The sequence below is a fragment of the Pseudaminobacter soli (ex Li et al. 2025) genome, from assembly GCF_003012705.1.
Classification (GTDB): Bacteria; Pseudomonadota; Alphaproteobacteria; order Rhizobiales; family Rhizobiaceae; genus Pseudaminobacter; species Pseudaminobacter soli.
The window spans coordinates 219,481-242,943 of record NZ_PXYL01000001.1; the positions used below are offsets into that span (position 1 = coordinate 219,481).

Below are 23,463 nucleotides of genomic sequence, written 5' to 3' on the forward strand. Positions count from 1 at the left end.
CGCCTCATCGGAGTGTCATAAATGGCCCATACCAACCTTGGTACTGAGGCGGAACAAATTCAGCACACGACGCCTGCGAGCCTTGAATCGCAAAATACCAAGCTGCTTATGCTTGGCGCTCTGGGCGTCGTTTATGGCGATATCGGCACGAGCCCGATTTATGCTTTTCGCGAGGCGCTGGTTGCTTCGTCGGGCGGCGGATCGGTTGCGACCGAGGAGTCCGTTTACGGCGTCCTTTCGCTCATCATCTGGGCGCTGACGCTCATCGTCACGATCAAATACGTGATCTTCGTGCTGCGGGCGGGAAACAAGGGCGAAGGTGGTACGCTCTCGCTGATGGCGCTTGCCAGGACGGCCCTCCGCAAACGCTCGAAACTGATCCTGGGAGCGGGCATTGTCGGCGCGTCGCTGTTCTTCGGCGACTCCCTGATCACGCCTGCGATCTCGGTTCTGTCGGCGGTCGAAGGCATGGAAGTCGTGACGCCGACTTTCAATCCCTATGTGGTGCCGCTCACTTTGGTGATCCTGGCGGTGCTGTTCGCCGTCCAGCGCCTGGGCACGGGCCGCGTGGCGTCGGTGTTCGGGCCGATCATGCTGATCTGGTTCGCGTTCATCGGTCTGTCGGGGCTAAGGCACATCGTCGACGCGCCATCCGTCCTTTTGGCACTCAACCCCACTTATATCGTCTACTTGTTGTCGGACTCTCCGGGCGTTGCCTTCGTCACCGTGGGCGCGATCTTCCTGGCGGTGACCGGCGCCGAAGCGCTTTATGCCGATCTCGGCCATTTTGGCCGCCGGCCCATCGTGCTGGCGTGGCTGGCGATCGTTTTTCCCTGCCTGTTGCTCAACTATTTCGGCCAGGGCGCCTATGTGCTGTCCATTGGCGGCAAGGTCGGTCGTCCCTTCTTTGAGATGAATGAGGGCTGGGCTCTGCTGCCGATGGTGCTGCTTGCGACGGTCGCCACCGTGATCGCCAGCCAGGCGGTCATCTCCGGCGCCTATTCGCTGACCCGCCAGGCGGTGCAGCTCAACCTGCTGCCACGGCTCACAATCCTGCACACGTCGGAAACGCAGCTCGGGCAGATCTACATGCCTCGCGTCAATTTCCTGTTGGCGGTGGGCGTCATGCTTCTGGTCGTCGGCTTCCAGCAGTCGAGCAACCTGGCCTCGGCCTACGGTATTTCGGTCACCGGCAACATGGTGGTGACCACTGCCCTGATGTTCGTGGTGATGCGGCACCTGTGGAAGTGGCCGCGGTCTGCGGTCATCGGCCTGACGCTGCTGTTCGGCGTGGTCGATCTCGGCTTCTTCGCCGCCAATATCGTCAAGGTCCGGGAAGGCGGCTGGGTCTCGCTGGTGGTGGCCGCAATCGTCATCATCGTGATGTGGACCTGGGTGCGCGGCACTCGGCTGTTGTTCGACAAGACCCGCAAGAACGAAGTGCCGCTGGACTTCCTGGCCGAAAACCTCGGCAAGAAGCCGCCGCAGATCGTGCCCGGCACGGCCGTCTTCCTGACCAGCGACCCGACCAGTACGCCCACGGCCCTGATGCACAGCCTCAAGCACTACAAGGTGCTGCACGAGAACAATGTGATCCTGTCGGTCGTCACAGCTTCGGAACCCTATGTTCCGCCCAGCGAGCGGGTGCGGATGGAGAGGCTGAACGACCTCTTCATGCGCGTGTCGCTGACCTTCGGCTATATGGAACACCCGAATATTCCGAAGGCGCTGGCCATATGCCGCAAGCTGGGCTGGAAGTTCGACATCATGGACACGTCGTTCTTCCTGTCGCGGCGCTCGCTGAAGCCTTCGCCCAATTCCGGCATGCCTGGCTGGCAGGACCGGCTGTTCATCGGGCTGGCCCGCACAGCATCCGACGCCACGGAATATTTCCAGATTCCGACCGGGCGCGTGGTGGAGATCGGTACCCAGGTGACCGTGTAGGGAACTTTTCGCTGCGACGGTGTTTTTCAGGCGGCCTGACGCTACTGCGTCAGGCCGTTTGCCGTTCTATGCTTGCGGTGTGTAGATCGCTCGATCCGAAGAAAGGCGCTTGCCAAAGGACAGGTACTTCGCCATAACAATCGAGAACCGTAACGTACGGTACGGTAGTGGCCGTATCGACGGCGACGGCTTTTTGGCAGGCGAACGAGGCGATGCAATCAGCGCTCGAAATCAGCGGCGATGAAGAGCTGACGGAACGTCAGAAGGACGTTCTGAACGCCGTCCTGCGCCTGCTGGTGGAGGAGGGCGACCGCCTGACCATGACCGCCGTGGCGCGGCGCGCAAGCTGCTCCAAGGAAACGCTCTACAAGTGGTTCGGTGACCGCGACGGGTTGTTGACCGCCATGGTGCAGTGGCAGGCCTCCAAGGTGCGCGTCGCCCAGGTCGACCGCTCGCGGCTCGACAAATCCTCGCTGAGCGCGAGCCTCGAGCGTTACGCGTCGGACTGGCTGCATGTCATTTCCAGCGATACCTCGATTGCGCTGAACCGCGTGGCGATCGCACATGCGGGTGAGGAGAAACGCAATCTCGGTGCTATCGTTCTGGAGAACGGCCGCCTTGCCATGGGGCGGCGGCTGAAGCCGGTTCTGCTGGCCGGGCGTGATGCCGGGCTGCTGGAATTCGACGACGCCGAACAGGCGTTCAGGACCTTTTTCGGGCTCGTGGCCCGGGATGTGCAGATCCGGTTGCTGCTCGGCGACCGGCTCAAACCGACTGACGCGGAGATCGGCCAGGATGCGGCCGATGCGACACGGCAGTTTCTCGCTCTTTACGGAGCACGAAATGGGGCGGCGAAGTCCGGCCTCTGAAACACCGCAAGGGAAGGAAGACCAAATGCGCGTTTATTACGATCGTGACGCCGATCTCAATCTGATCAAGGGCAAGAAGGTTGCCATCATCGGCTATGGCAGCCAGGGCCGTGCGCACGCGCTGAACCTCAAGGATTCGGGCGCCAAGGAAATCGCCATCGGCCTCAAGGCCGGCTCGGCGACCGCCAAGAAGGTCGAGGCCGATGGCCTCAAGGTCATGACGGTTGCCGAGGCCGCCAAGTGGGCCGACCTGATGATGATGGCGACCCCGGACGAACTGCAGGCCGACATCTACAAGAACGAGATCGCCCCGAACATCCGCGACGGCGCCGCGATCGCCTTCGCCCACGGCCTCAACGTGCACTTCGGCCTGATCGAGCCGAAGGCCACCGTCGACGTCATCATGATCGCGCCGAAGGGGCCCGGCCACACCGTTCGCGGCGAATATCAGAAGGGCGGCGGCGTGCCGTGCTTGGTCGCCGTGCATCAGGACGCTTCGGGCAACGCGCTCGACCTCGCGCTCTCCTATGCTTGCGGCGTCGGCGGCGGCCGTTCGGGCATCATCGAGACCAACTTCCGCGAAGAGTGCGAAACCGACCTGTTCGGTGAGCAGGTTGTTCTGTGCGGCGGCCTGGTCGAGCTCATCCGCGCTGGCTTCGAGACGCTGGTGGAAGCCGGCTACGCTCCGGAAATGGCCTATTTCGAGTGCCTGCACGAAGTGAAGCTGATCGTCGACCTGATCTATGAAGGCGGCATCGCCAACATGAACTACTCGATCTCGAACACCGCCGAGTGGGGCGAGTACGTCTCCGGCCCGCGCATCATCACCGCCGAGACCAAGGCCGAGATGAAGCGCGTGCTCAACGACATCCAGACCGGCAAGTTCACCTCCGAGTGGATGCAGGAGTACCGTTCGGGTGCGGCCCGCTTCAAGGCCACCCGCCGCCTCAACGACGAGCATCCGATCGAGCAGGTCGGCGAGAAGCTGCGCGGCATGATGCCGTGGATCTCGAAGAACAAGCTGGTCGACAAGGCCAAGAACTAAGCAGCCTCCCGAGGCTTCCCCCTCGCGCGTTCCGGCCAGACCGGGATGCGCGGGGACGGGAGACGCAGGAAGGCTGGTGCGAGGATTTGCAGTGCTCGGACATGATAAAAGCCGGCGCCATTGGTCGCCGGCTTTTTTGTTACATGCGGTTTGAACGTTCAGCCGTAGTGCCAGCTCGGCTTGGGCTTGGTGCCGGTGAACTGCACGCCGATGCGGTCCTCCTTGCGCCAGCGCACCACCGATTCATAGGCGATGCCGTCGACCGGCACGTAGAGCAGGAATTCGGGCGGGATGCGCGAATCGATGGAGACCTTCAGCTCCGCGCCATCCTTGTGCATGTTGCGGATGATGCACTTGATCTCGGAGTTGTTGACGCCGGTAAGGATCGAGGCGCCCTTGAACACGCGCTGGCGATGCAGGCGCCGGCCTTCGGGGGCTTCGGATTCCGTCACGCAAAATGCTCCGTCACATGCGTTCGACACGCGTGAGTGTCGTGAGCGCTTTTTATGCATCATCGCTCAAGAAAGGCTTAAGACAAGACGGCGCCGCAAGGGCGCCGTCCTGCAATCTGGCTAAATCGTTAGGGCTGAACTCAATAAGGCGAGACGCACTGCCGACGTGGCCCATAGGCGGGCTGGAAGGTGTTGTCTGCTGCGCGATACGTTCGATAGCGCGCATAGCACCAGGCGACATGGGTATCCGCCGCGACCGGTACCGCATAGTTGTAGTTGTAGTACGGGTAATTGGTGTAGTAGTCGCCATAGCCGTAGTCGGTGAAGATCGGCAGACCGAAGCCGAAGAAGGCGCCGTTATCCCAGTCCCAGCCATCGCCGCCGCCCCAGTAGTTGCCACCGATGCCGTGCCAGCTGCCGCGCCAGTAATTGCCGCGCCAGCCATTGCCGCCGATACCGTGCCATCCACCACGCCAGGTGTTGCCACGCCATCCGCCTACGCCGATGCCGCCGCCGCCGGGGTGCCAACCGGAGAAGTTGCCGCCGCCCATGCCGTGGAAGCCACCGCCGCCGCCAAAGGCGTGGATGGAACCGCCGCCGCCAAAGCCGTGGAAGCCGCCGCCACCGTGCGGCACGAAGCCGCCACCGCGGCCACCGCGGACGAGTTGCACGCTGCCGCCAGGATCGCCGGGTTTACGTAGCAAGACGGCCGGCTGCAGGCCGTCTTTGTCGCAATTTGCAGCGGTGCAGGAAAGATTCCAGACGCTGCCGTCCGGCGTCGAATACGACGGAAGCGTGCGGAACGCCTGGCCGGCCGCGTCGATTGTCGGAGCGATATCAGGGATCGAGATGGAGTCGGCCATTGCCAAGGCTGAAAACCCCGACAACGTCCCAATGGTGAGCACCCCCGAACATGCGAGTTTCAGATAGCGTCTCATTGTCATCTCCAAAGGAAAAACGGTCCGTAAGGGAGCGCTCCGAGAAAACGACCTGCGGAGTTCATATGCGCCGTTAGGACCCGCGGTAAAAACGTGTTACGAACTGCTGGAGTTCCGTGATCGAGGTGTGATCGGTTGTAACGTTCGTGTTACGTACTACCTTGCCTTTCATGACGCTTAGGGGCAAAGCTCAAGGCCATGTCGCTGCGCCTGGCCACCTTCAATGTTGAGAACCTGATGAACAGGTTCGATTTTTCCGGCTATCGCAATCAGCTCAACCAGGACCGGACCCTTTCCCTGTTCGAGATCAAGGACGAGGCCGAGTACAAGCTTCTGGAGCAGGCGCGCGCCGTTGCGCATGCCGACGACATGCGCCAGCTGACGGCGCTCGCCGTTGCCGAGATGCGCGCAGACATCATCTGCATGCAGGAGGTTGACAACATCGAGGCACTGAGGGCCTTCGAATACGGCTATCTGTTCAAGATGGTGGGGCAGGGCTACCGGCAGAAATACACCACCGCGGGCAACGACAGGCGCGGCATCGATGTGGCCGTGATGATGCGCACCGAGACCGCCGATGGCGAGCCGATCGAATTCGTGCGCATGACCAGCCACGCCCACGTCACCTTCGAGGAGTTCGGCCTGCACACGCCCGCGCTGGCGGCGCTCGGCATCCAGCCGTTCGAACGCATATTCCGGCGCGACTGCCTGGAGATCGATGTCAGGATCGGCGGCCGGCCCTTCACCATCTACTGCGTGCACTTCAAGTCGATGACCGGCTCGCGCAACGGGCTGACCGGGCGCGAGGCGTCCATGCCGATCCGCGTCGCCGAGGCGAGCGCGGTGCGCCGCATCATCGAGAACCGTTTTGGCAAGGATCACGCCGACAGCAATCGCTGGGCGATCTGCGGCGATTTCAACGACTATCGCCAGCGCGTGCTGATCGGCGGCGAAGCCCATCTGGGCTATGAGTTCCAGGTGGCGAACGAGGTCGGCTCCAGCCTCGACGTCTTTCTGGAAGATGGGTTTGCGGTGAATGTCGTCGAGCGGCGGCCTGAACTCGACCGCTGGACGCTCTATCACACGCGCGGGCCCGAAGAACGCCATCTTTGCCAGCTCGACTATATACTCCTGTCGCCGGTGCTGGCGCGCGAGAACGAAGGGGCTGTGCCCGACATCGTTCGCCGCGGCCAGCCATGGCGAACCATTTTTCCGCCGGGGCAGGAGGTGGAACGCTATCCGCGTGCCGGCTGGGACCGGCCGAAAGCCTCCGACCACTGCCCGGTCGCGGTGTCGCTCAGTATTAGGTAGATCATGGCTTTCGACATTCCGCGCAACGTCATCCTGCCGGTCGATGCGGTGGATGTGCGCCTCGATCCGAGACCGCATCCGTTCGAAAGCGGCAATGCGGAGGCGATCGAGCGCAACTGGCTGGCGGAAAAAGCCGCCAACCCGGCTCTGTTCGACGGCACCGTGATGTTGCTTTCGCGCCTCGTCTATACCGGCGACCGGCTGGAAGGGCGCTGCCATGCCATCCGCTTCGCCACCTTCATGCTGTGGCGCAAGAGCCAGCCCGTGCCGTCGGCCGAGCACGCCTTCGCGCATGCCATGCTGGTCTCGCGCGACAATGCGCTGATCGCCATCCGCATGGCTGGGCATACGGTCAATGCCGGCAGCGTCTATTTCGCCGCCGGCTCCTTCGAGCCATGCGACTTCGTGGACGGCATGGCCGATGTCGACTTCAACATGATCCGCGAGGTGGGCGAGGAGACAGGCCTCGACCTCAATTCCGTCCGGCGCGGAGCGCGCTACTACGCGCTTTCGGCCGAGCGCGGCACGGTGATCTTCCGCCGCTATTTCCTCGATGCCGACGCCGACGAGATTGCCGCCGGCATCCGTGCCTTCGTGGCGACCGATCCGGAGCCGGAGATCGAGGGGCCGGTGGTCATCCGCAACCGCAACGACCGCCCCGAAGGCCTAAAGCCGCACATGTTGCCGCTGATCGACTGGCATTTTTCGGGCTCGGAGTAGAACCAGCCTATCTATTCGTGCCTCAGCGCATCGATCGGGTCGAGGCGGGCGCCGCGTAGCGCCGGGAAGAAGCCGAACACCATGCCGATCAGCGCCGAGAAGCCGACCGCCAGCAGGATGATCGGGATGCTCGGCGCAAAGGGGATGGACAGCGTCAGCGAGGCAAGACCGGCCAGCGACAGGCCAAGCGCGATGCCGATCAGCCCGCCCAGCAGCGAAAGCACCGTCGCCTCGACCAGGAACTGGATCAGGATGTGCTTTTCATGCGCACCGATGGCGAGGCGGATGCCGATCTCGCGCGTGCGCTCGGTGACCGACACCAGCATGATGTTCATGATACCGATGCCGCCCACCAAAAGGCTGACGGCGGCGACCGCGCCCAGCATGCCGGTCATGGTGGTGGTGGCGCTCGCCATGGCGTCGGCGATCTGGGTCATGTCGCGCACCTCGAAATTGTTGTCGGCATCGGGCGCGATGCGGCGAGTGTCGCGCAGGATCGCTTCGATACTGTCCTGCACGTCCGAGGTGGCAATGCCGTCCTGCGCGGCGACATAGATCGTGTCGATGTTGCGGTTGCCTGAGACGCGGCGCTGGAAGGACCCAAGCGGCATCATCACCACATTGTCCTGATCCTGGCCGAAGCCGGACGTGCCCTTGCTCTCCAGCACGCCGATGATCTTGCAGCTGGTTCGGTTGACGCGGATGGCGATGCCTTCGGGATCGCCGGCGCCGAAGAATTGTTGGCGCACCGTCTGGCCGACGAGGCAGACATTGGCGCCGCCGCGCACTTCGGATTCGGTGAAGATGCGGCCGGACGAGACGTTCCAGTCACGCGCGGTGAAGAACTCGATGTCGGTGCCGGTCACGCTGGCTGCGATGTTCTCCGGACCATAGACGACACGCACCGTGCTCTGCGAGGCTGCGGATACGGCCTTGGCGTTGGTGAGCCCCTTGCGCAGGCCGAGCAGGTCCTTCTCCTCCAGCTGGCGCGGCGTGAAGGAGGCGGGGCCGCCGCGCTCGGGTCGTGCCGCGCGCACCACGAGGAGATTGCTGCCAAGCTTCGAGATATCGCCCTTCACCTTTTCGGTGGTGCCCGAGCCGATAGTGATCATGGCGATGACGGCCGCGACGCCGATGACGATGCCCAGCAGCGTCAGGAAGGAGCGCAGCACATTGCGGCGGATGGAGCGCAAAGCGAGGCGAACGGTTTCCCAGATCATCAGGCCGCCTCGCGGTTCAGTGTGTCGGAGGCGATGTGGCCATCGAGGAAACCGATGGTGCGCTTGGCGTAGCCGGCGACGTCGGGCTCGTGTGTGACCATGACGATGGTCAGGCCGATCTCGTTGTTCAGCCTCGTCATCAGCTCCATGATCTCGTGGGTGCGCGCGGTATCGAGATTGCCGGTCGGCTCGTCGGCCACCAGCAGCGTCGGCGTGGTGACGATGGCGCGTGCAATCGCCACGCGCTGCTGCTGGCCGCCCGAAAGCTCGGCCGGCGTGTGGTTCTGCCGGCCCGAGAGACCGACCTGGTCGAGCGCCTCGAGTGCTCGCTTGCGCCGCTCGCCATGCGGCACGCCGCGATAGATCAGCGGCAGCTCGACATTCTCCACCGCCGTCGTGCGCGGCAGCAGATTGTAGCCCTGGAAGACGAAGCCGATATAGAGGTTGCGCAGCACCGCACGCCGGTTGCGGTCCAGCCGCCCGGCATCGACGCCCATGAAGCCGTAGCGGCCAGAGGTCGGCGTATCGAGACAGCCGATGATGTTCATGGCCGTCGACTTGCCCGAGCCGGAGGGGCCCATGATCGCCACGAACTCGCCGCGCCGAATCGAAAGGTCGACGCCGGCCAGCGCATGCACCTGCGCTTCGCCCATGCCATAGCTCTTGCGCACCTTGTCGAAGGTGATCAGCGGCTTTTCGGCCATCGGCTCAGTTCCGCGCCTGCGAGCCGGTGACGACGAGGTCGCCCGCCGAAATGCCGGACAGGATTTCGGTGTCCTCGCCATCGGTCGAGCCGGTCTTTACCTGCACCGCCTGCGGTGCGCCATCCTTCAATACATAAAGCGTGCGCGTGCCGTCTGACGCCACCTTGCGCTGGCGGTCGCCGCCCGGGCGGCCCATGCGCGGCGGCATGAACAGGTTCTGCAGGCTCCAGCCACCGCGAGTCTGGATTGCCGGCGGGCGATAGCGGAAAGCGGCGCTGGGCACCGTGATCACATTCTTGGCCTCGCGGGTCACCACGGCGACGGTGGCGGTCATGCCGGGACGCAGCAGCAGTTCGGCATTGTCGACGTCGAAGCGGGCATTGTAGGTGACCACGCCTTCGGTGGTAACGGAGGCATAGGCGATGTCGCGGATCTCGGCGTCGAAGCGGCGCTCGGGAAAGGCATCGACCGTGAAGCGGGCTTTTTGGCCGGGCGCGACCTTGCCGATGTCGGCCTCGTCGATTGCCGCCTTCAGCTCCATCTGCCTGAGGTCGGCGGCGATGACGAACAGCACCGGCGCCTGCAGCGAGGAGGCGACGGTCTGGCCCGGATCGACCGAGCGGGTCAGCACGATGCCGTCGATCGGCGCATAAATCGTGCTCTTCTCGAGATCCGCCTTCTGCAGCTTCAGATCGGCGACGGCTACGGCCAGATTGGCTTCGGCGCTGACTACCGCACTGTCGGCACGGTCGCGCGCGGCCTGCGCGCTTTCCAGAGCCTGCTCGGCCAGCATGCCGCGCTGGGCGAGTTGCTTGGACCGGGTCAGCGTCTGCCCGCTTTCCTTCAGAGTCGTCTCGGCGTCGGTGACCTTGGCCTCGGCGGCCTTCACCGAGGCTTCGGCGCGCTCGATCTGCGCGACGAGGCGCGTGGTGTCGAGCTCGGCCAGCACGTCGCCCTTGTGCACCTGCTGGTTTTCTTCGACAGCGACGGAACGGACGACGCCGGAAAGCTCGCTCGAAATGTCGACCTGCGTCAGCGGTTGCAGCGTGCCGGTCGCCGAGACCTCGACGGTGAGATTGCCGACTGCGGCCGGAACGGTCGTGTAGCTGACCTTGGACGAAGCCGGCGCGGACGAGAAATATGCCGTTGCTGCGCCAATGACGAGAAGCCCGCCAAGCGCATATATCCAGCGGCGGCGCCTGCGGCTGCCGGCCTTGCCGCCGATTCCCAGCGCGGCTTCGATATTGTCTGGAGTTTCCGTCATTGGCCGATTGACAATCTGGTCCATGGCGGCCCCCCTATCTATGCATGAAAATGTCCCTACGCCGTGACAACTCACGGCTGCGGGTCCAGATTACAAGTTAAATTTCGCTCATGTTCGCGATGGGCGGAGGAAGAAGGCGATGAAGGGCAGAAAGTATTTCGTCTACGACGTGTTCACTCAGGAGCGGCTGGCCGGCAATCCTCTGGCCGTCGTGCTTGATGCCGAAGGGCTCGACATGGCGGCGATGCAGCGCATCGCCCGCGAGTTCAACTATTCGGAAACCACCTTCGTGACGCCGCCGCAGGACCCGAAACACAAGGCCAGGGTGCGGATTTTCACGCCCGTCTTCGAGATGCCCTTTGCCGGCCACCCGACGGTGGGCACGGCGATCGCGCTGGCGGAGCAGGGCGGCCAGGATGGGATCGACCAGATTCTCGTGCTGGAGGAGAATATCGGACTGCTGCGTTGCGCGATCTCGCGCAGCGGGGAGGGCACCTTTGCCGAATTCGACCTGCCCGAATTGCCGCGTCAGCTGGAGCTGCCGGTCGAGCCGGAAATGGTGGGTGCCGCACTGGGCCTCGGGCCGCATGAGATCGGCTTCGAGAATCACCGTGTCGGCCTTTGGACCGCCGGCGTGCCCTACATCACGGTCCCGGTCGCCGATCTCGACGTGATCGGCCGCGTCAAGCTCGACAATCCGGCCTGGATGGAGCTTTCGCCGCAGCGCGGCGACGGCAAGCGGGCCAGCGCCTATGTCTACACGCGCGACACCGTGCACCACGACAGTGCGTTCCACGCGCGCATGTTCGTGCCGGGCACGCCCTCCTATGAGGATCCGGCGACGGGTTCGGCGGCCGCCGCCTTCTCGGGAGTCATCTCGCGATTCGACGAATTGGACGAGGGACCGACTCGATTCTGGATCGAACAGGGCATCGAAATGGGCCGGCCGTCGCGAATCCGGCTCGAAATCGAGGTCGACGGTGGAAAAATGTTTGCGGCCCGTATCGGCGGAAATGCCGTGAAAGTGGCGGAAGGCCTGCTTTTCGCGTGAGTGCCGGTGAATGATCTGAAACTTTTGCGACAAATCTCGAATTTGAGGGGTGGACAGCCCGGAAAGGCTTGGCTATATCGCCCCCATCACCGGCGGCGCCGGGGATGAGTGGGTGTGTAGCTCAGTTGGTAGAGCAGCTGACTCTTAATCAGCGGGTCCACAGTTCGATCCTGTGCACACCCACCACTAACTTCCTGTTTTCATTTTCTTTCCCGCTGTCTCGCTAGCCGAGGCTAAGCCAGACGGCACAGGCCGTTGGGTTGGCCGACGACGCGTTTGCGTCCTTCCTTGCAGATCAGAAACGCGGTTTTGGCCGGGCCGCCGCAACGAACTCCGACGCCGGAAAGAAGCTCGCCAGCGTAAGGCGGCATAAGCCGATCACATCGGCGAGATGTGTCGCCAGATGACGCAACCACTGGGCAATCGCCACCTTATCTTTCCAAACGACAACTCATTTACATGGGTGTAGCGATGAAGAATGTGGCTATCGTCGGTGCCCTGCTGGCTGTCTTTGCCTTGCCGGCATCTCCGGCCGGCGCCGTAGGGTGCTTCACGGGCGGCATTGCCGGAGGTGTGGCCGGACACTATGCGGGTCATCACGGATTCCTGGGCGCCGTGGGCGGCTGTCTTGCCGGTCATGCACTTCATAAGAAGCAGATGGCGGAGCGTAGGCTAAGGCACCAGCAGGAAATGCATCCCGCTCGACCAGCCCCGGCTGGGCCTGCGCAGCAACCGTAAAGAAGCGGCAACCCGCGCGCCCCACGTTGCTGCCGCCCAAAAATCCTAGAACATGAACTCGGCCGTGAGAGGGTTCGGTCCGATGCGGCCGTCCGCAGAATCCATTCCACGAATCAATTGCATGTCGTCCGTGTCGAGTTCGAAGTCGAAGACATCGAAATTGGCGACGATGCGGTCCTTGTGGACGGATTTGGGAATCACGACCAGCTTTTCCTGCAGGTGCCAGCGGATGATCGCCTGGGCGACCGATTTGCCGTGCTTGCGGGCGATTTTCTCCAGCGTCGGATCCTGAAGCAACTGGCCGCTGCCGAGCGGGCTCCAGCTTTCGATCTGGATGTTGTGCTTGGCATGGTATTCGCGCTTGTCGCGCTGCTGGAAGCGCGGATGCAACTCGATCTGGTTGACGGCCGGTGTCACGCCCGTTTCCCCGATGATCCTTTCCAGATGGTCCTGGTTGAAGTTGGAAACGCCGATTGTCCCGATGCGGCCCTGGTCGCGCAGTTCGATCAGCGTCTTCCACGCCTCGACATATTTGTTCTGCTTGGGCATCGGCCAGTGAATGAGAAACATGTCGAGCTGTTCCAGCCCGAGATTCTTCATGGTTTGGTCGAAGGCCTTCAGCGCCTTGTCGCGTTCATGGGCGGCGTTGCGCAGCTTCGAGGTGATGAACAGCTCGTTTCTCGCAACGCTGGTCTCGCGAAGAGCCTGCCCGACGCCCTGTTCGTTCTGATAGCCTTCCGCGGTGTCGATCGAGCGGTAACCGGCCGCGATGCCGTCCAGCACCACCTGGGCGGTTATGCCGGGATCGACTTGCCAGACGCCGAGTCCGAGCTGGGGAATGCTCGCGCCGCTGTTCAGCTTGATTTGAGGTACCATGTCAGGTCCTTTCGGTTCCTTTTGCCCACGGGACTGTTCAACTCGCCAGCGCCTGCGAAAGATCCGCGATCAGGTCGTCGCCGTCCTCGATGCCGGCTGAAATGCGCACCAGCGAATCCGAGATGCCGAGCGCCCCGCGCTTTTCGACCGGGATGCTGCCATGCGTCATCAGGGCAGGGTGCTCGATCAGGCTTTCCACGCCGCCCAGGCTTTCGGCGAGTGCGAACAGGTGGGTGCGTTCGAGGAAGCGCTTGGTCGAGGCAAGGTCGCGGTCGAATTCGACGGTGACCATGCCGCCGAAGGCGTGCATCTGCCGCTTGGCGATCTCATGCTGCGGATGGCTTTCGAGGCCCGGATAGATCACGCGCCGCACGTCGGGCCTGTCTTCCAGCCATTGCGCGATCTTGAGCCCGTTCTGCGAGTGCCGTTCGACACGCAGCGCCAGCGTCTTCAGCCCGCGCAACGCCAGAAAGCTGTCGAAGGGGCCGGAAATCGCGCCGACCGCGTTCTGCAGGAATTTCAGCCGGTCGGAAATGTCCACGTTGTCGCCCACGACAGCGCAGCCGCCGACCATGTCGGAGTGGCCGTTCAGATATTTGGTCGTGGAGTGGACCACGATGTCGATGCCGAGCTCCAGCGGCCGCTGGATGTAGGGGCTGGCGAATGTGTTGTCGGCAACCGTGATCAGCCCCTTGCGGCGACCAAGTGCTGCAACGGCTTCGAGATCGACGATGCGCAACAGTGGGTTGGTAGGCGTTTCGACCCACAGCATCTTCGTCTCCGGCCGGATTGCAGCCTCGACGGAGGCGAGGTCGGTGAAATCGGCGAAGCTGATGTCGAGATTGGCGCTGCGCCGCCGCACCCGCTCCAGCAGGCGGAAGGTGCCGCCATAGATGTCGTCGGTGGCGACGATGTGCGAGCCCGCATCGAGCAGTTCGAGAACCGTGGCGATCGCCGCCAGGCCCGAGGCGAAGGCAAAGCCCGCACTGCCGCTTTCGAGGTCGGTGATGGCGCGCTCGAAGGCAAAGCGGGTCGGGTTCTGGCTGCGCGCATACTCGAAGCCCTTGTGCACGCCCGGGCTCTGCTGGGCATAGGTGGAGGTGGCGTAGATCGGCACCATCACCGCGCCGGTGGTCGGGTCGTGGCTCTGGCCGCCATGGATGGTGCGGGTGGCAAAGGCCAGGCGGTTCTTCTGCGGAATTGTCATCTTGCGCGCCTCAGATGGTTGATCAGGTCGATGCGGGTGATGAGACCGACGAACTCGTCGCCGTCGAAGATGATCGCGACCTCGTTGCGGTCGAAGACCGGCAGCAGCGCGTCCAGCGTCTGGTTGGCCTGCAGCGTGTGAAGCTGGGAGGTCATGGCCGAGCTGACGGGCGCGTTGAAGCGGTCCCAGCGGCCTTCATACGGGCCGTCGACCTTGGCCAATATGTCGCTTTCGTCGATGATGCCGACCAGCTTGCCGTTGTCGATCACCGGCAGCTGCGAAACGTCGGCCCGCCGCATACGGCCATAGGCGGTCAGCAGCGAATCGTCCGGGCCGGCGAATACGGTGCCGCCCTCGCGATGCGAGCGGGCGACGAGGTCGCTCAGGTCGCCGTGCTGCTTGCGCTCGGACAGTCCCTGTTCGGCCAGCCAGAAATCGTCGAACACCTTGGAAAGGTATTTGTTGCCGCTGTCGCAGACGAAGGTCACCACGCGCTTGGGGCTCTTCTGCTCGCGGCAGTAGCGAAGCGCGGCGGACAGCAGGGTGCCCGAGGAGGAGCCGGCGAGGATGCCTTCGCGCGAAAGCAGGTCGCGCACCGCGAGCATGCTTGCCTTGTCGGACACCGAATAGGCTTTCGAAACCAGCGACAGGTCGGCGTTTGGCGGCACGAAATCCTCGCCGATGCCTTCTACCGTCCAGCTTCCAGCCTCTTCCATGTGGCCGGTATTGATGAGCGGCGCCAGCACCGAGCCGATGGGGTCGGCCAGCACCATCTCGGTCTTGGGCGAGACGCGCTTGAAGAAGCGGCCGAGCCCGGTCAGCGTGCCGCCGGAGCCGACACCGACGACCACCGCGTCGACATCCTCCTGCAGTTGCTGCCAGATTTCCGGCCCGGTCGTTGTTTCATGCGCCAGCGGGTTGGCCGGATTGGCGAACTGGTTGGCATAGAAGGCGCCGGGCGTCTCGGCCGCGAGCTTCTCGGCCATGTCCTGATAGTATTCGGGGTGACCCTTGCCGACATCCGAGCGCGTCAGCCGCACTTCGGCGCCCAGCGCCCGCAGATGCTGAACCTTCTCGCGCGACATCTTGTCGGGCACGACCAGCACGATGCGGTAGCCCTTTGGAATGCCGACCTGCGCAAGGCCGAGCCCGGTATTGCCGGCGGTCGCCTCGACGATGGTGCCGCCCGGCGCCAGCCGGCCGTAGCGCTCGGCATCCGCGATCATCGATAGCGCGATGCGGTCCTTGATCGAGCCGCCGGGATTCTGGCTCTCCAGCTTGATGAACAGCCGGCAGGGCCCCGTGTCGAACTTGGTCAGCTCGACCATGGGCGTTTCGCCGATGAGGTCCAGGACCGACGGATAGGGCGGGCGCAGGCGTGACATTCTTTTCCTCCGCGTTGCGTTCGCGCGGGGGGGGGCGCCCGCGCGGCCGTTCCGCCTCATTGGAGAGGTGGATACGGATACAGATAGAAATCAGACGGCAGCGGTGAATGGGGTCGGCTGTATCTGAAAGCGTATTCTATCTGGTGCCGGAACGACCGGAATGAAAGCCAAGAAATATCAAGAAATATACGCCATCTGGAATGAGAATCTACGGGTTCGGAGTTTCTCCGGCCCGGCGCATTTCAGTCGGACTATTGGTGGTGCGTGGGCGAGAACCGCCTCACGCCGGCGCGGTCGACCGCACGCGGCGGCTGCCGAGGTTCAGCAGGTTGCCGGACAGGATGAGCATGGCGCCCAGCGCGGTGAAGGCATCGATGCGCTCGGAATAGGCGAGGTAGCCCAGCAGCGCGGTCAGCGGCACGCGCAGGAAATCCATCGGCATCACTGCCGTCGCATCCGCATGGGACATGGCGCGCGCCGTGCAGTAGTGCGAGAAGGAGCCGGCGAAAGCCAGCGCCACGATCCACGGCCAGATATGGACCGAGGGCCACTGCCAGCTGTAGAGAGCCGGAATGAGGCCGATGACCGACTGGATGACGAGCATCCAGAAAATGATTTTTACCGCGCTGTCGCCCCGCGTCATGGATTTGACAAGCACGTAGGAGACGGCAAATGTCATCGCCGCGCCCAGCACGACGAACTGGCCCAGTTCGATCCCGTTGCCGCTTGGCCTCACGATAATTGTGACGCCGACCAGCCCGAGCAGGATTGCGCCCGTCTTCCAGGCGTTCATGCGCTCGCCCAGAAACGCCATGGCCAAGAGCGCGGTCCAGATCGGTGCGGTGAATTCGATGGCGATGACCTGAGCCAGCGGAATGAGCGTGAGCCCATAGAGCCAGGCGAACTGCCCGGCATAGTGGGCGATGTTGCGCGTCAGGTGCTGCACCGGATGCGAGGTCTTCATCGCCCGCAGCCCGCCCGCGCGCCAGACGAGTGGCGAGAGCAGCAAGAGGCCGATGACCGAGCGCATCTCCATGATCTGGAAAAGGCCGAGTTCGCGCGTCGTCTCGCGCCCGGCCGCCGTCATCATCAGCGTGCAGGCGAGCGAGCAGCCCATCCAGAAAGCGGCCTTGGGGAGAGATTGGCTGGCGGTCATGGCGCTGATATGCGGCCAGCGCCGGCTCGCGGCAATCGTGCTCATGGCCCATTCGCATGGGCCAGTTCGCGGCAACGCGTCACTCCACTTTGAGGCCAGTCTGGTATAGGAGGCTCGTTCGGCGAAGGAGCTGGGTGATTTGGAAACAGTCGATGTCGTAGTGATCGGGGCGGGTGCGGCCGGCATGATGTGCGCTATCGAGGCGGGCAAGCGCGGCCGCTCGGTGCTGGTCGTCGACCATGCAGCCGCGCCCGGCGAGAAGATCCGCATTTCCGGCGGCGGGCGCTGCAACTTCACCAATATCAACGCCAGCCCGAAGAATTTCCTCTCGCAGAACCCGCATTTCTCCATTTCGGCGCTCAGCCGCTACACGCAGCGCCATTTCATCGGCCTGGTCGAGCGCCACGGCATCGCCTATCACGAAAAGACGCTCGGCCAGCTCTTCTGCGATGGCTCTTCCACGCAGATCATCGCCATGCTGGTGGCAGAGATGAAGCGCCATGGCGCCGAGCTTCGGCTTGCCAACAGCGCGGAGAACATCGAGCGGACGGACGGCGGCTTTTCGCTCAAGCTGACCACGGGCAAGGTGCGGTGCAAATCGCTAGTGGTGGCCTGCGGCGGCAAGTCGATCCCCAAGATGGGCGCCACCGGCTTCGGCTACGACATCGCCGCGCAATTCGGCCTGCGCCTCATCGAGACGCGGCCGGCGCTGGTGCCGCTGACCTTCGACCCGAACACGCTGGCGCGGCTGAAGCCGCTGGCGGGCGTTGCGGTGGATGGTGCGGTGATTTCCTGCGGCAAGACCCGTTTCGAGGAGGCGATGCTGTTCACCCATCGCGGCATCAGCGGGCCGTCGATCCTGCAGATCTCGTCCTATTGGCGCGAGGGCGACGAGATCGGCATTGCCATGCTGCCGCAGGTCGATCTGTTCGAGGCGCTGCGCCAGGCCCGCACTTCCAATGGGCGGCAGGCGTTGCAGACGGCGCTTGGCGCGCATCTGCCCAAGGCGCTCGCGCAGTCGATCGCCGAGGAGGCGCGCATGCCCGGCAACATCGCCGACCTTTCGGACAGGCAGCTTCGGCGAGTGGTCGAGATGGTCAATGACTGGCGAATCAAGCCGGCGGGTTCGGAAGGCTATCGCACGGCCGAGGTGACGCTTGGCGGCGTCGACACGCGCGATCTCGATTCGAAGACCATGGCGGCAAAGGCCGTGCCGGGGCTCTATTTCATCGGCGAGGTGGTGGACGTGACCGGCTGGCTCGGCGGCTACAATTTCCAGTGGGCCTGGTCGTCCGGCTGGTGCGCGGGGCAGGCGGTTTGAGCCCGCGCGCAGCCCCAAAGGGACGTCGCGTCAACCGCGTCTTAAAACCTTCGCGCCATGGTGGGGGCATGGCTGGATTCGCGCTTCCCAAACTGAGATGGCTGGTGATCGGCGCCATTGGCGCGGGCATCTGGGCGATGACCCAGGAGCCGCCGTCGCCGCGCAAGACGCAGGCGCCGTCGCGCCCGGCCGTGACCGCGCAGCGCAAGGCCGAGCCGCCGGCAACCCCCAAGCCGCAGGCCGCTGTCACGCCTAGCGCGCCAAGCGCGCCCAAGCAGGTTGCGGCCACGCCGCCGAGCGCGCCCATTGCGCCGAAGGAGGTGGTGACGCCTGCCGCACGTCCATCGCAGATCATTACCAGTTCGGTGGCAAAGCCGGACCATCCCACGCCGGAGCCAGCACCCAGCAACGCCCTCTACACCACGACGCGGGTGAACCTGCGCGGCACCGCCAATGCGAGCGCGCCCGTGGTTGCCACGCTGAACATGGGGGAGGCGGTCAAGCCGATCCTGCTCGACGGCAAGTGGCAGCTGGTGTCGGTGCGCGGTCGCAAGGGCTGGATCCTTGCCGACTACCTGCATCCGGCAAATCCGAATGCGCCGCGCCCGGCAGGCTTGGTACAGGGCAGTGCAGGGGCGAATGTCACGCAAAAGCCCGAGCCGCCGGCGTCGATCAAGCCGCAGGCCTATACGCCGCCGAAATCGGGACTGTTCTCAGCGGCGAGGGCGCTGTTCGGCGACAGGAAGCCGCTGCGGGCTCCGCAGGCCGGCGACTGCCAGTGCCCCTACGATCTGATGATCAACGGGTCGCAATGCGGCGAGCGCAGCGCCTACAGCCGCCGCAGTCGCCGGAACGTGCAGTGTTATCTGTGATCGAGAAGCAGTAAGCGGCGCTTTTGGAAAGCATGATCTTATCCGAAAAGTCTGCAACTTTTCGGGATCATGCTCTAGCGGCGCATGACGAGACCGAGCAGCAGCCCGACCACCGCAAGGCCGACCAGCGCGGTCAGGACCGGGTTGTCGTGTGCGACCTTGCCCACATCCCGCGTGCGCCTGGCGATCCGCGGCATGGCATCCTGCACGCGCGAAACCATCTCGCCATAGAGATCGGAGGCGTGGTCGCGCGTGTCATCGAAGGCAGCCGCTCCGCGCTTCGACATGGTTTTCTTCAGCGACGAGACTTCACTGCGAAGCGCCGCAATCTGGCTTTCGAGGTCGTCGGCCAGATCGTCGCGAAGCCTGGAAAATGGAGAAGCCATCCGGGGAATCCTCGTTTCGGTGATGGGAGCAAAACGGCAGTTTTGTCCTTTGGTTCCACCTGAAACGGGAGGCCCGAAGGCTTACTTTTCCGAAACGCCGGCCTCGGCAAAGCTCGCCATGCCGGTGTGGCACTCAAGCGCCGAGCGCACGATGTTGACGGCCAGGCATGCGCCAGAACCTTCGCCGAGCCGCATGCCGAGATCGAACAGCGGCTTGAGTTCCAGCGCTTCCAGGAGAGCCCGGTGCCCGGCCTCGGCCGAGACATGGGCGGCAAGAACGTGGGCGAGGCCTGCATTGTGCAGCCTTGCCAGCGGTGCCACGGCTGCGGTGCAGACGAAACCGTCGAGCAGCACCGGAACGCCGTGCCGGCGCGCGGCGAGCGTGGCGCCGAAGATGGCGGCGAGTTCGCGTCCGCCAAGCGCAGCGGCGACCTTCAGCGGGTCGGAGAGGGAGACAGCATGCAGCGCGAGGCCCTTGTCGATGGCCGTCATCTTGCGTTTCAGGCCGGCGTCATCCACGCCGGTGCCGCGACCGGTCCATTTTTCCGCGCCGCCGCCGAAGAGGGCGGCCGCAATCGCCGCTGCCGGCGTGGTGTTGCCGATACCCATTTCCCCGAAGCAGATCAGGTCGGTGTCCTTGCCGACCGCCTCATAGCCAGCCGAGACGGCGGCGAGGAATTCGGCCTCGTCCATCGCCGGTTCCTGAGTGAAATCGCCGGTCTGGCGCTCGATCTCGAGCGGTATGACGGCAAGCTCGGCTCCGGCGATACGGGCGAGCTGATTGATCGCAGCACCGCCGCCGGCGAAATTCGCGACCATCTGCACCGTCACTTCCGACGGGTAGGCCGAGACGCCCTGCGCGGTCACGCCATGCGAGCCGGCAAAGACGATGACCTTGACCTTATCGAGCTTCGGCATGTCGCGGCCCTGCCAGCGCGCCAGCCAGGCGGCGATGGTTTCAAGCCGGCCGAGGCTGCCCTGCGGCTTGGTCAGCGTGTCCTGGCGGCGGGCAACCGCGTCGGCCGCCGAATCGCTCCCCATGGGCAGGTTTTCGCAGGCGGCGCGCAGGTCTTCGAGGGAGGTGAAGGTCATTGTGGGGGCTCCGATAAGGTCAAATCAGGATTGCGCTTGCGGCAAGCAAAACGAGTATTTCCGCGCCCTGCTGCAGCGCGCCGATGGTGTCGCCGGTGTGGCCGCCGATCTGGCTAAGGCAGAGCCAGCGCAGGGCCAGAAACCAGAGGGCGAGCAGGGCGGCGACGGCTATCGCGCCGGGCAGGCCGAGCAGGAGGAGGGCGACCGCGCCCAGAACGGCGGCGATCACAGCCACTTCGGCGGAAGGCGCGCCGGCATCTGCCGCGAGGCCTTGGGCGCGGGCGGAAGGCAGCAGATGCATGAAGCCGGGGATCAGCCCGCGAGAGGCGGCATGAGCGGCGATGAGCGCGTTGAACACATGCGGGACGCTGGCAAGCTCCGAAAGCGCGGTCCAGCGCAGCAGGATGGAAAGCGCCAGCGCCGCCACGCCATAGGTGCCGACGCGGCTGTCGCGCATGATCTCAAGCTTGCGCTCGCGCGTGCGGCCGCCGCCAAAACCGTCGGCGGTGTCGCCGAGGCCGTCCTCGTGCAGGCAGAAGGTGACGAGCATGGTGGCGGTCAGCGCCAGCGCTGCTGCCGGACCTGCCGCGAGGCCGAGCCATTTTGCGATGGCAAAGACGACGCCGCCGATGAGGGCGACGACAACCCCGACCAACGGCGCCGCCCACAGCGCCGAAGACAGGCTGCGGCCTGAAAAGTCGAGATGCGGCAGAGGCAGGCGGGTCAGGAAGACGAGCGCGAGGGCAAAGTCCTTGCCGAGCTTGTCGAGAAACCCGCCACCCATCGCTCAGCCCCTCGCGATCGCGTGGAAGAAGGTGCCGCTGACATGGCCGCGCCGGCCGCCGGCCGCGCCCAGCGGGTTGCCCTGGCCGTCGGCCAGCTCGGCCAGCCTTTCGTCGGCGCCGGGCGAGATCACCTGCGCGTAATGGAACTCATGCCCGCGCACGAGCGTGCCTTTCTGTCCGAGCGGACAGTCGGCCAGCAGCGTCGCTTGGCGGTAGCCGAGATTCATCTTGCGCTTGGCGAAGCTGGTGGAATGGCCGAGCAGGCCGAGCATTTCATGCGTCGTGCCGTCGGCGTCTTCCAGCGTCTCGCCCAGCGTCATGAAGCCACCGCACTCGCCATGGACCGGCCGCGTCTCGGCAAAGCGGCGCATGCCTTCGTGAAAATCCTGCGCGGCGGCGAGCTTGCCGGCATGTAGTTCCGGGTAGCCGCCGGGCAGCCAGCAGACGTCGCAATCCTCGCGCGGCGCCTCGTCGGCCAGCGGCGAAAACGGCACGATCTCCGCGCCGGCCTCGCGCCAATGCGCGGCGACATGCGGATAGACGAAGGTGAAGGCGGCGTCCTGCGCCAGCGCAATACGCTGGCCGGGAGGCGGGAGCGCGTCGGAAAAATCCGCGCCTTCAGGCTCAAGCGGCGTCATCAGCGCCATGATCGCCTCGAGGTCGAGCGAGCGTTCGGCCATGTCGGCGAGGCGGTCGAGATGCGCCATCAGGTCGGCATGTTCGCCCGCCTGCACGAGGCCGAGATGGCGTTCGGGCAGGGCGAGCGCGGTGTCGCGCATGACCGCGCCGACGACAGGCAGGCCGAGCGCTTCGATGGCTTCGCCGGCAAGCCGCCTGTGGCGCTCGCTGCCCAGCCGGTTCAGCACCACGCCTGCGATGCGCACCTGCGGATCGTAGGTGGCAAAACCCTTTGCGATTGCCGCAGCCGTCTGCGACTGGCCCGAAACGTCGAGCACTAGAAGCACCGGCAGGCCGTAGAGCCGCGCGAGGTCTGCCGCAGAGCCGGAGCGGCCGGGCGCGCTCGGAATGCCGTCGAACAGGCCCATCGCACTTTCCAGCACGATCATATCGGCCTGCAAAGCGGCTTGCGAGGCCAGCGCGTTGAGCAGCGCCGGCGACATCGCCCAGCTGTCGAGATTGACGCCCGGCCGGCCGGTGGCCGCATGGTGGAAGCCGGGGTCGATGTAGTCGGGGCCGGACTTGGCACCGCCGACGCTCAATCCCCGCCGCGCCAGCGCGCGCAATATGCCGATGGTGACGCTGGTCTTGCCCGAGCCCGAGCGGGGCGCGCCGACGATCAGCCCGCGTGCGCTCATCTTTCCCCCAAAAGCTCGGCGCGCATCGCGACGATGCCGCCGACGACGATGAGCGCCGGCGACACGACGTTTTGGCGCGCGGCGGTTTCGACCAGCGTACCAAGCGTCGCGGTTACGGTGCGTTCCTGCGGCAGCGACGCGTTCTCCACCAGTGCTGCCGGTGTGTCGGCCCGCAGCCCGCCCGCCAGAAGCTCGGCAACCGTCTCCTCCATATGCGTCAGGCCCATATAGATGACGATGGGCTGGCCGGTGCGGGCAAGGGCCGCCCAGTCCGGCCGGTCGTCCGAGACGGCGGCAAAGCCGGTGGCAAGGATGACCGCGCCGTTGACGCCGCGAACGGTCGCCGGAATGCCCGCCGAAGTCAGGCCGCCGAAGGCCGAGGTGACGCCCGAAAGCGCGCGCCAGGGAATGTTCTCGCGGGTCAGCACCAGCGCTTCCTCCGCGCCGCGACCGAACACGAAGGGGTGCCCGCCCTTCAGCCGCACGACCTTGCGGCCCTCGCGCGCCAGCTTCACCAGCAGCGCGTTGATATCGTCCTGCGGGATCGACAGCCTGCCGCCGCGCTTGCCGACGAAGAATTTTTCGGCCTGCTCGGCAATGCCGACGATTTCGGGCGAGACCAACGCGTCGTGCACCAGCGCGTCGGCCTGGGCGAGCGCGGACAGCACGTCGAGCGTCAGCAGGCCTGGATCGCCGGGGCCAGCGCCGGCCAGCCAGACATGGCCGGGTTCGAGCACCTGCGGCTCATGCTTTAAACGGGCGATAGCTTTTTCGAGACTCATGAATGCCGCTTTCGACGATGACGCGGAGC

At 64.6% G+C, this 23,463-nt stretch carries 23 protein-coding genes and 1 tRNA gene; 9 read left to right on the forward strand and 15 right to left on the reverse strand.

Going from position 1 to position 23,463, the window contains the following annotated elements:
* Positions 1–21 precede the first annotated feature (21 nt).
* The 3 genes from C7I85_RS01010 (at position 22) to ilvC (ending at position 3,858) form a co-directional block, all read left to right on the forward strand.
* Positions 22–1,944 (forward strand): potassium transporter Kup, encoded by a 1,923-nt coding sequence (locus C7I85_RS01010; RefSeq protein WP_106722096.1) that lies wholly within the window; start codon positions 22–24, stop codon positions 1,942–1,944.
* 212 nt (positions 1,945–2,156) lie between these two features.
* Entirely contained in the window at positions 2,157–2,813 is a 657-nt protein-coding gene (locus C7I85_RS01015) for a TetR/AcrR family transcriptional regulator C-terminal domain-containing protein (protein ID WP_106722565.1), read from the forward strand.
* Positions 2,814–2,838: 25 nt separating this feature from the next.
* Positions 2,839–3,858, forward strand: a complete 1,020-nt coding sequence (ilvC, locus tag C7I85_RS01020) for a ketol-acid reductoisomerase (RefSeq protein WP_106722097.1) — start codon at positions 2,839–2,841, stop codon at positions 3,856–3,858.
* Positions 3,859–4,016: 158 nt separating this feature from the next.
* On the opposite strand, the gene C7I85_RS01025 is transcribed toward ilvC, so the two are convergent.
* Together C7I85_RS01025 and C7I85_RS31505 are read right to left on the reverse strand one after the other, a co-directional pair.
* A complete protein-coding gene (locus tag C7I85_RS01025) occupies positions 4,017–4,310 on the reverse strand; it encodes a PilZ domain-containing protein (protein ID WP_106722098.1) in 294 nt (97 codons plus the stop codon).
* A 140-nt stretch (positions 4,311–4,450) separates the two neighbouring features.
* Positions 4,451–5,248 carry a BA14K family protein gene (locus C7I85_RS31505; RefSeq protein WP_245444784.1) on the reverse strand — a complete coding sequence of 266 codons (798 nt, stop codon included), beginning with the start codon at positions 5,246–5,248 and terminating at the stop codon, positions 4,451–4,453.
* 198 nt (positions 5,249–5,446) lie between these two features.
* Between C7I85_RS31505 and C7I85_RS01040 the strand changes: the two genes are divergently transcribed.
* A complete protein-coding gene (locus tag C7I85_RS01040) occupies positions 5,447–6,559 on the forward strand; it encodes an endonuclease/exonuclease/phosphatase family protein (protein ID WP_106722099.1) in 1,113 nt (370 codons plus the stop codon).
* 3 nt (positions 6,560–6,562) lie between these two features.
* Positions 6,563–7,279, forward strand: coding sequence for a hypothetical protein (locus tag C7I85_RS01045; RefSeq protein WP_106722100.1), 717 nt, complete (start codon positions 6,563–6,565; stop codon positions 7,277–7,279).
* Positions 7,280–7,290: 11 nt separating this feature from the next.
* Here the strand turns inward: C7I85_RS01045 and C7I85_RS01050 are convergent, their stop codons facing one another.
* The 3 genes from C7I85_RS01050 to C7I85_RS01060 are packed head-to-tail and all read right to left on the reverse strand — an operon-like array spanning position 7,291 to position 10,491.
* Entirely contained in the window at positions 7,291–8,499 is a 1,209-nt protein-coding gene (locus C7I85_RS01050; RefSeq protein WP_106722101.1) for an ABC transporter permease, read from the reverse strand.
* On the reverse strand, positions 8,499–9,203 hold the full coding sequence (locus C7I85_RS01055) for an ABC transporter ATP-binding protein (protein ID WP_106722102.1): 705 nt from the start codon (positions 9,201–9,203) through the stop codon (positions 8,499–8,501). Before C7I85_RS01055 ends, C7I85_RS01050 begins: the two co-directional genes overlap by 1 nt.
* Before the next feature lie 4 nt (positions 9,204–9,207).
* Positions 9,208–10,491, reverse strand: a complete 1,284-nt coding sequence (locus C7I85_RS01060) for an efflux RND transporter periplasmic adaptor subunit (RefSeq protein ID WP_106722103.1) — start codon at positions 10,489–10,491, stop codon at positions 9,208–9,210.
* Between the two features lie 115 nt (positions 10,492–10,606).
* Between C7I85_RS01060 and C7I85_RS01065 the strand changes: the two genes are divergently transcribed.
* Positions 10,607–11,518 carry a PhzF family phenazine biosynthesis protein gene (locus C7I85_RS01065; protein WP_106722104.1) on the forward strand — a complete coding sequence of 304 codons (912 nt, stop codon included), beginning with the start codon at positions 10,607–10,609 and terminating at the stop codon, positions 11,516–11,518.
* 110 nt (positions 11,519–11,628) lie between these two features.
* Positions 11,629–11,704 (forward strand) — tRNA-Lys (locus C7I85_RS01070).
* Between the two features lie 192 nt (positions 11,705–11,896).
* Here C7I85_RS01070 and C7I85_RS31335 read toward each other — a convergent pair.
* From C7I85_RS31335 to C7I85_RS01095, 5 genes are all read right to left on the reverse strand, one after another.
* Positions 11,897–12,157 (reverse strand): hypothetical protein, encoded by a 261-nt coding sequence (locus C7I85_RS31335; protein WP_210203013.1) that lies wholly within the window; start codon positions 12,155–12,157, stop codon positions 11,897–11,899.
* A gap of 144 nt (positions 12,158–12,301) precedes the next feature.
* Entirely contained in the window at positions 12,302–13,132 is an 831-nt protein-coding gene (locus tag C7I85_RS01080) for an aldo/keto reductase (RefSeq protein WP_106722105.1), read from the reverse strand.
* A 37-nt stretch (positions 13,133–13,169) separates the two neighbouring features.
* Positions 13,170–14,339 (reverse strand): trans-sulfuration enzyme family protein, encoded by a 1,170-nt coding sequence (locus tag C7I85_RS01085; RefSeq protein ID WP_106722106.1) that lies wholly within the window; start codon positions 14,337–14,339, stop codon positions 13,170–13,172.
* On the reverse strand, positions 14,336–15,724 hold the full coding sequence (locus C7I85_RS01090) for a pyridoxal-phosphate dependent enzyme (protein ID WP_106722107.1): 1,389 nt from the start codon (positions 15,722–15,724) through the stop codon (positions 14,336–14,338). The genes C7I85_RS01085 and C7I85_RS01090 overlap by 4 nt, the downstream gene beginning before the upstream one ends.
* A 280-nt stretch (positions 15,725–16,004) precedes the next feature.
* On the reverse strand, positions 16,005–16,880 hold the full coding sequence (locus C7I85_RS01095) for a DMT family transporter (protein ID WP_106722568.1): 876 nt from the start codon (positions 16,878–16,880) through the stop codon (positions 16,005–16,007).
* Positions 16,881–17,019: 139 nt separating this feature from the next.
* Here C7I85_RS01095 and C7I85_RS01100 point away from each other — a divergent pair, with 139 nt between their 5' ends.
* The gene (locus C7I85_RS01100) at positions 17,020–18,201 is read left to right on the forward strand and encodes an NAD(P)/FAD-dependent oxidoreductase (protein WP_106722108.1); all 1,182 of its coding nucleotides are present in this window, start codon (positions 17,020–17,022) and stop codon (positions 18,199–18,201) included.
* Between the two features lie 68 nt (positions 18,202–18,269).
* Positions 18,270–19,073 carry an SH3 domain-containing protein gene (locus C7I85_RS01105; protein WP_106722109.1) on the forward strand — a complete coding sequence of 268 codons (804 nt, stop codon included), beginning with the start codon at positions 18,270–18,272 and terminating at the stop codon, positions 19,071–19,073.
* Positions 19,074–19,147: 74 nt separating this feature from the next.
* Here the strand turns inward: C7I85_RS01105 and C7I85_RS01110 are convergent, their stop codons facing one another.
* From C7I85_RS01110 to cobA, 5 genes are all read right to left on the reverse strand, one after another.
* Positions 19,148–19,459: a hypothetical protein gene (locus C7I85_RS01110; protein ID WP_106722110.1), complete on the reverse strand. Its 312-nt coding sequence runs from the start codon at positions 19,457–19,459 to the stop codon at positions 19,148–19,150.
* Positions 19,460–19,540: 81 nt separating this feature from the next.
* Positions 19,541–20,551: a nicotinate-nucleotide--dimethylbenzimidazole phosphoribosyltransferase gene (cobT, locus tag C7I85_RS01115; protein WP_106722111.1), complete on the reverse strand. Its 1,011-nt coding sequence runs from the start codon at positions 20,549–20,551 to the stop codon at positions 19,541–19,543.
* A gap of 19 nt (positions 20,552–20,570) precedes the next feature.
* On the reverse strand, positions 20,571–21,335 hold the full coding sequence (gene cobS, locus C7I85_RS01120; protein ID WP_106722112.1) for an adenosylcobinamide-GDP ribazoletransferase: 765 nt from the start codon (positions 21,333–21,335) through the stop codon (positions 20,571–20,573).
* 3 nt (positions 21,336–21,338) lie between these two features.
* On the reverse strand, positions 21,339–22,652 hold the full coding sequence (locus tag C7I85_RS01125) for a cobyrinate a,c-diamide synthase (protein WP_106722113.1): 1,314 nt from the start codon (positions 22,650–22,652) through the stop codon (positions 21,339–21,341).
* A complete protein-coding gene (gene cobA / locus C7I85_RS01130) occupies positions 22,649–23,434 on the reverse strand; it encodes a uroporphyrinogen-III C-methyltransferase (RefSeq protein ID WP_106722114.1) in 786 nt (261 codons plus the stop codon). The genes C7I85_RS01125 and cobA overlap by 4 nt, the downstream gene beginning before the upstream one ends.
* Positions 23,435–23,463 lie beyond the last annotated feature (29 nt).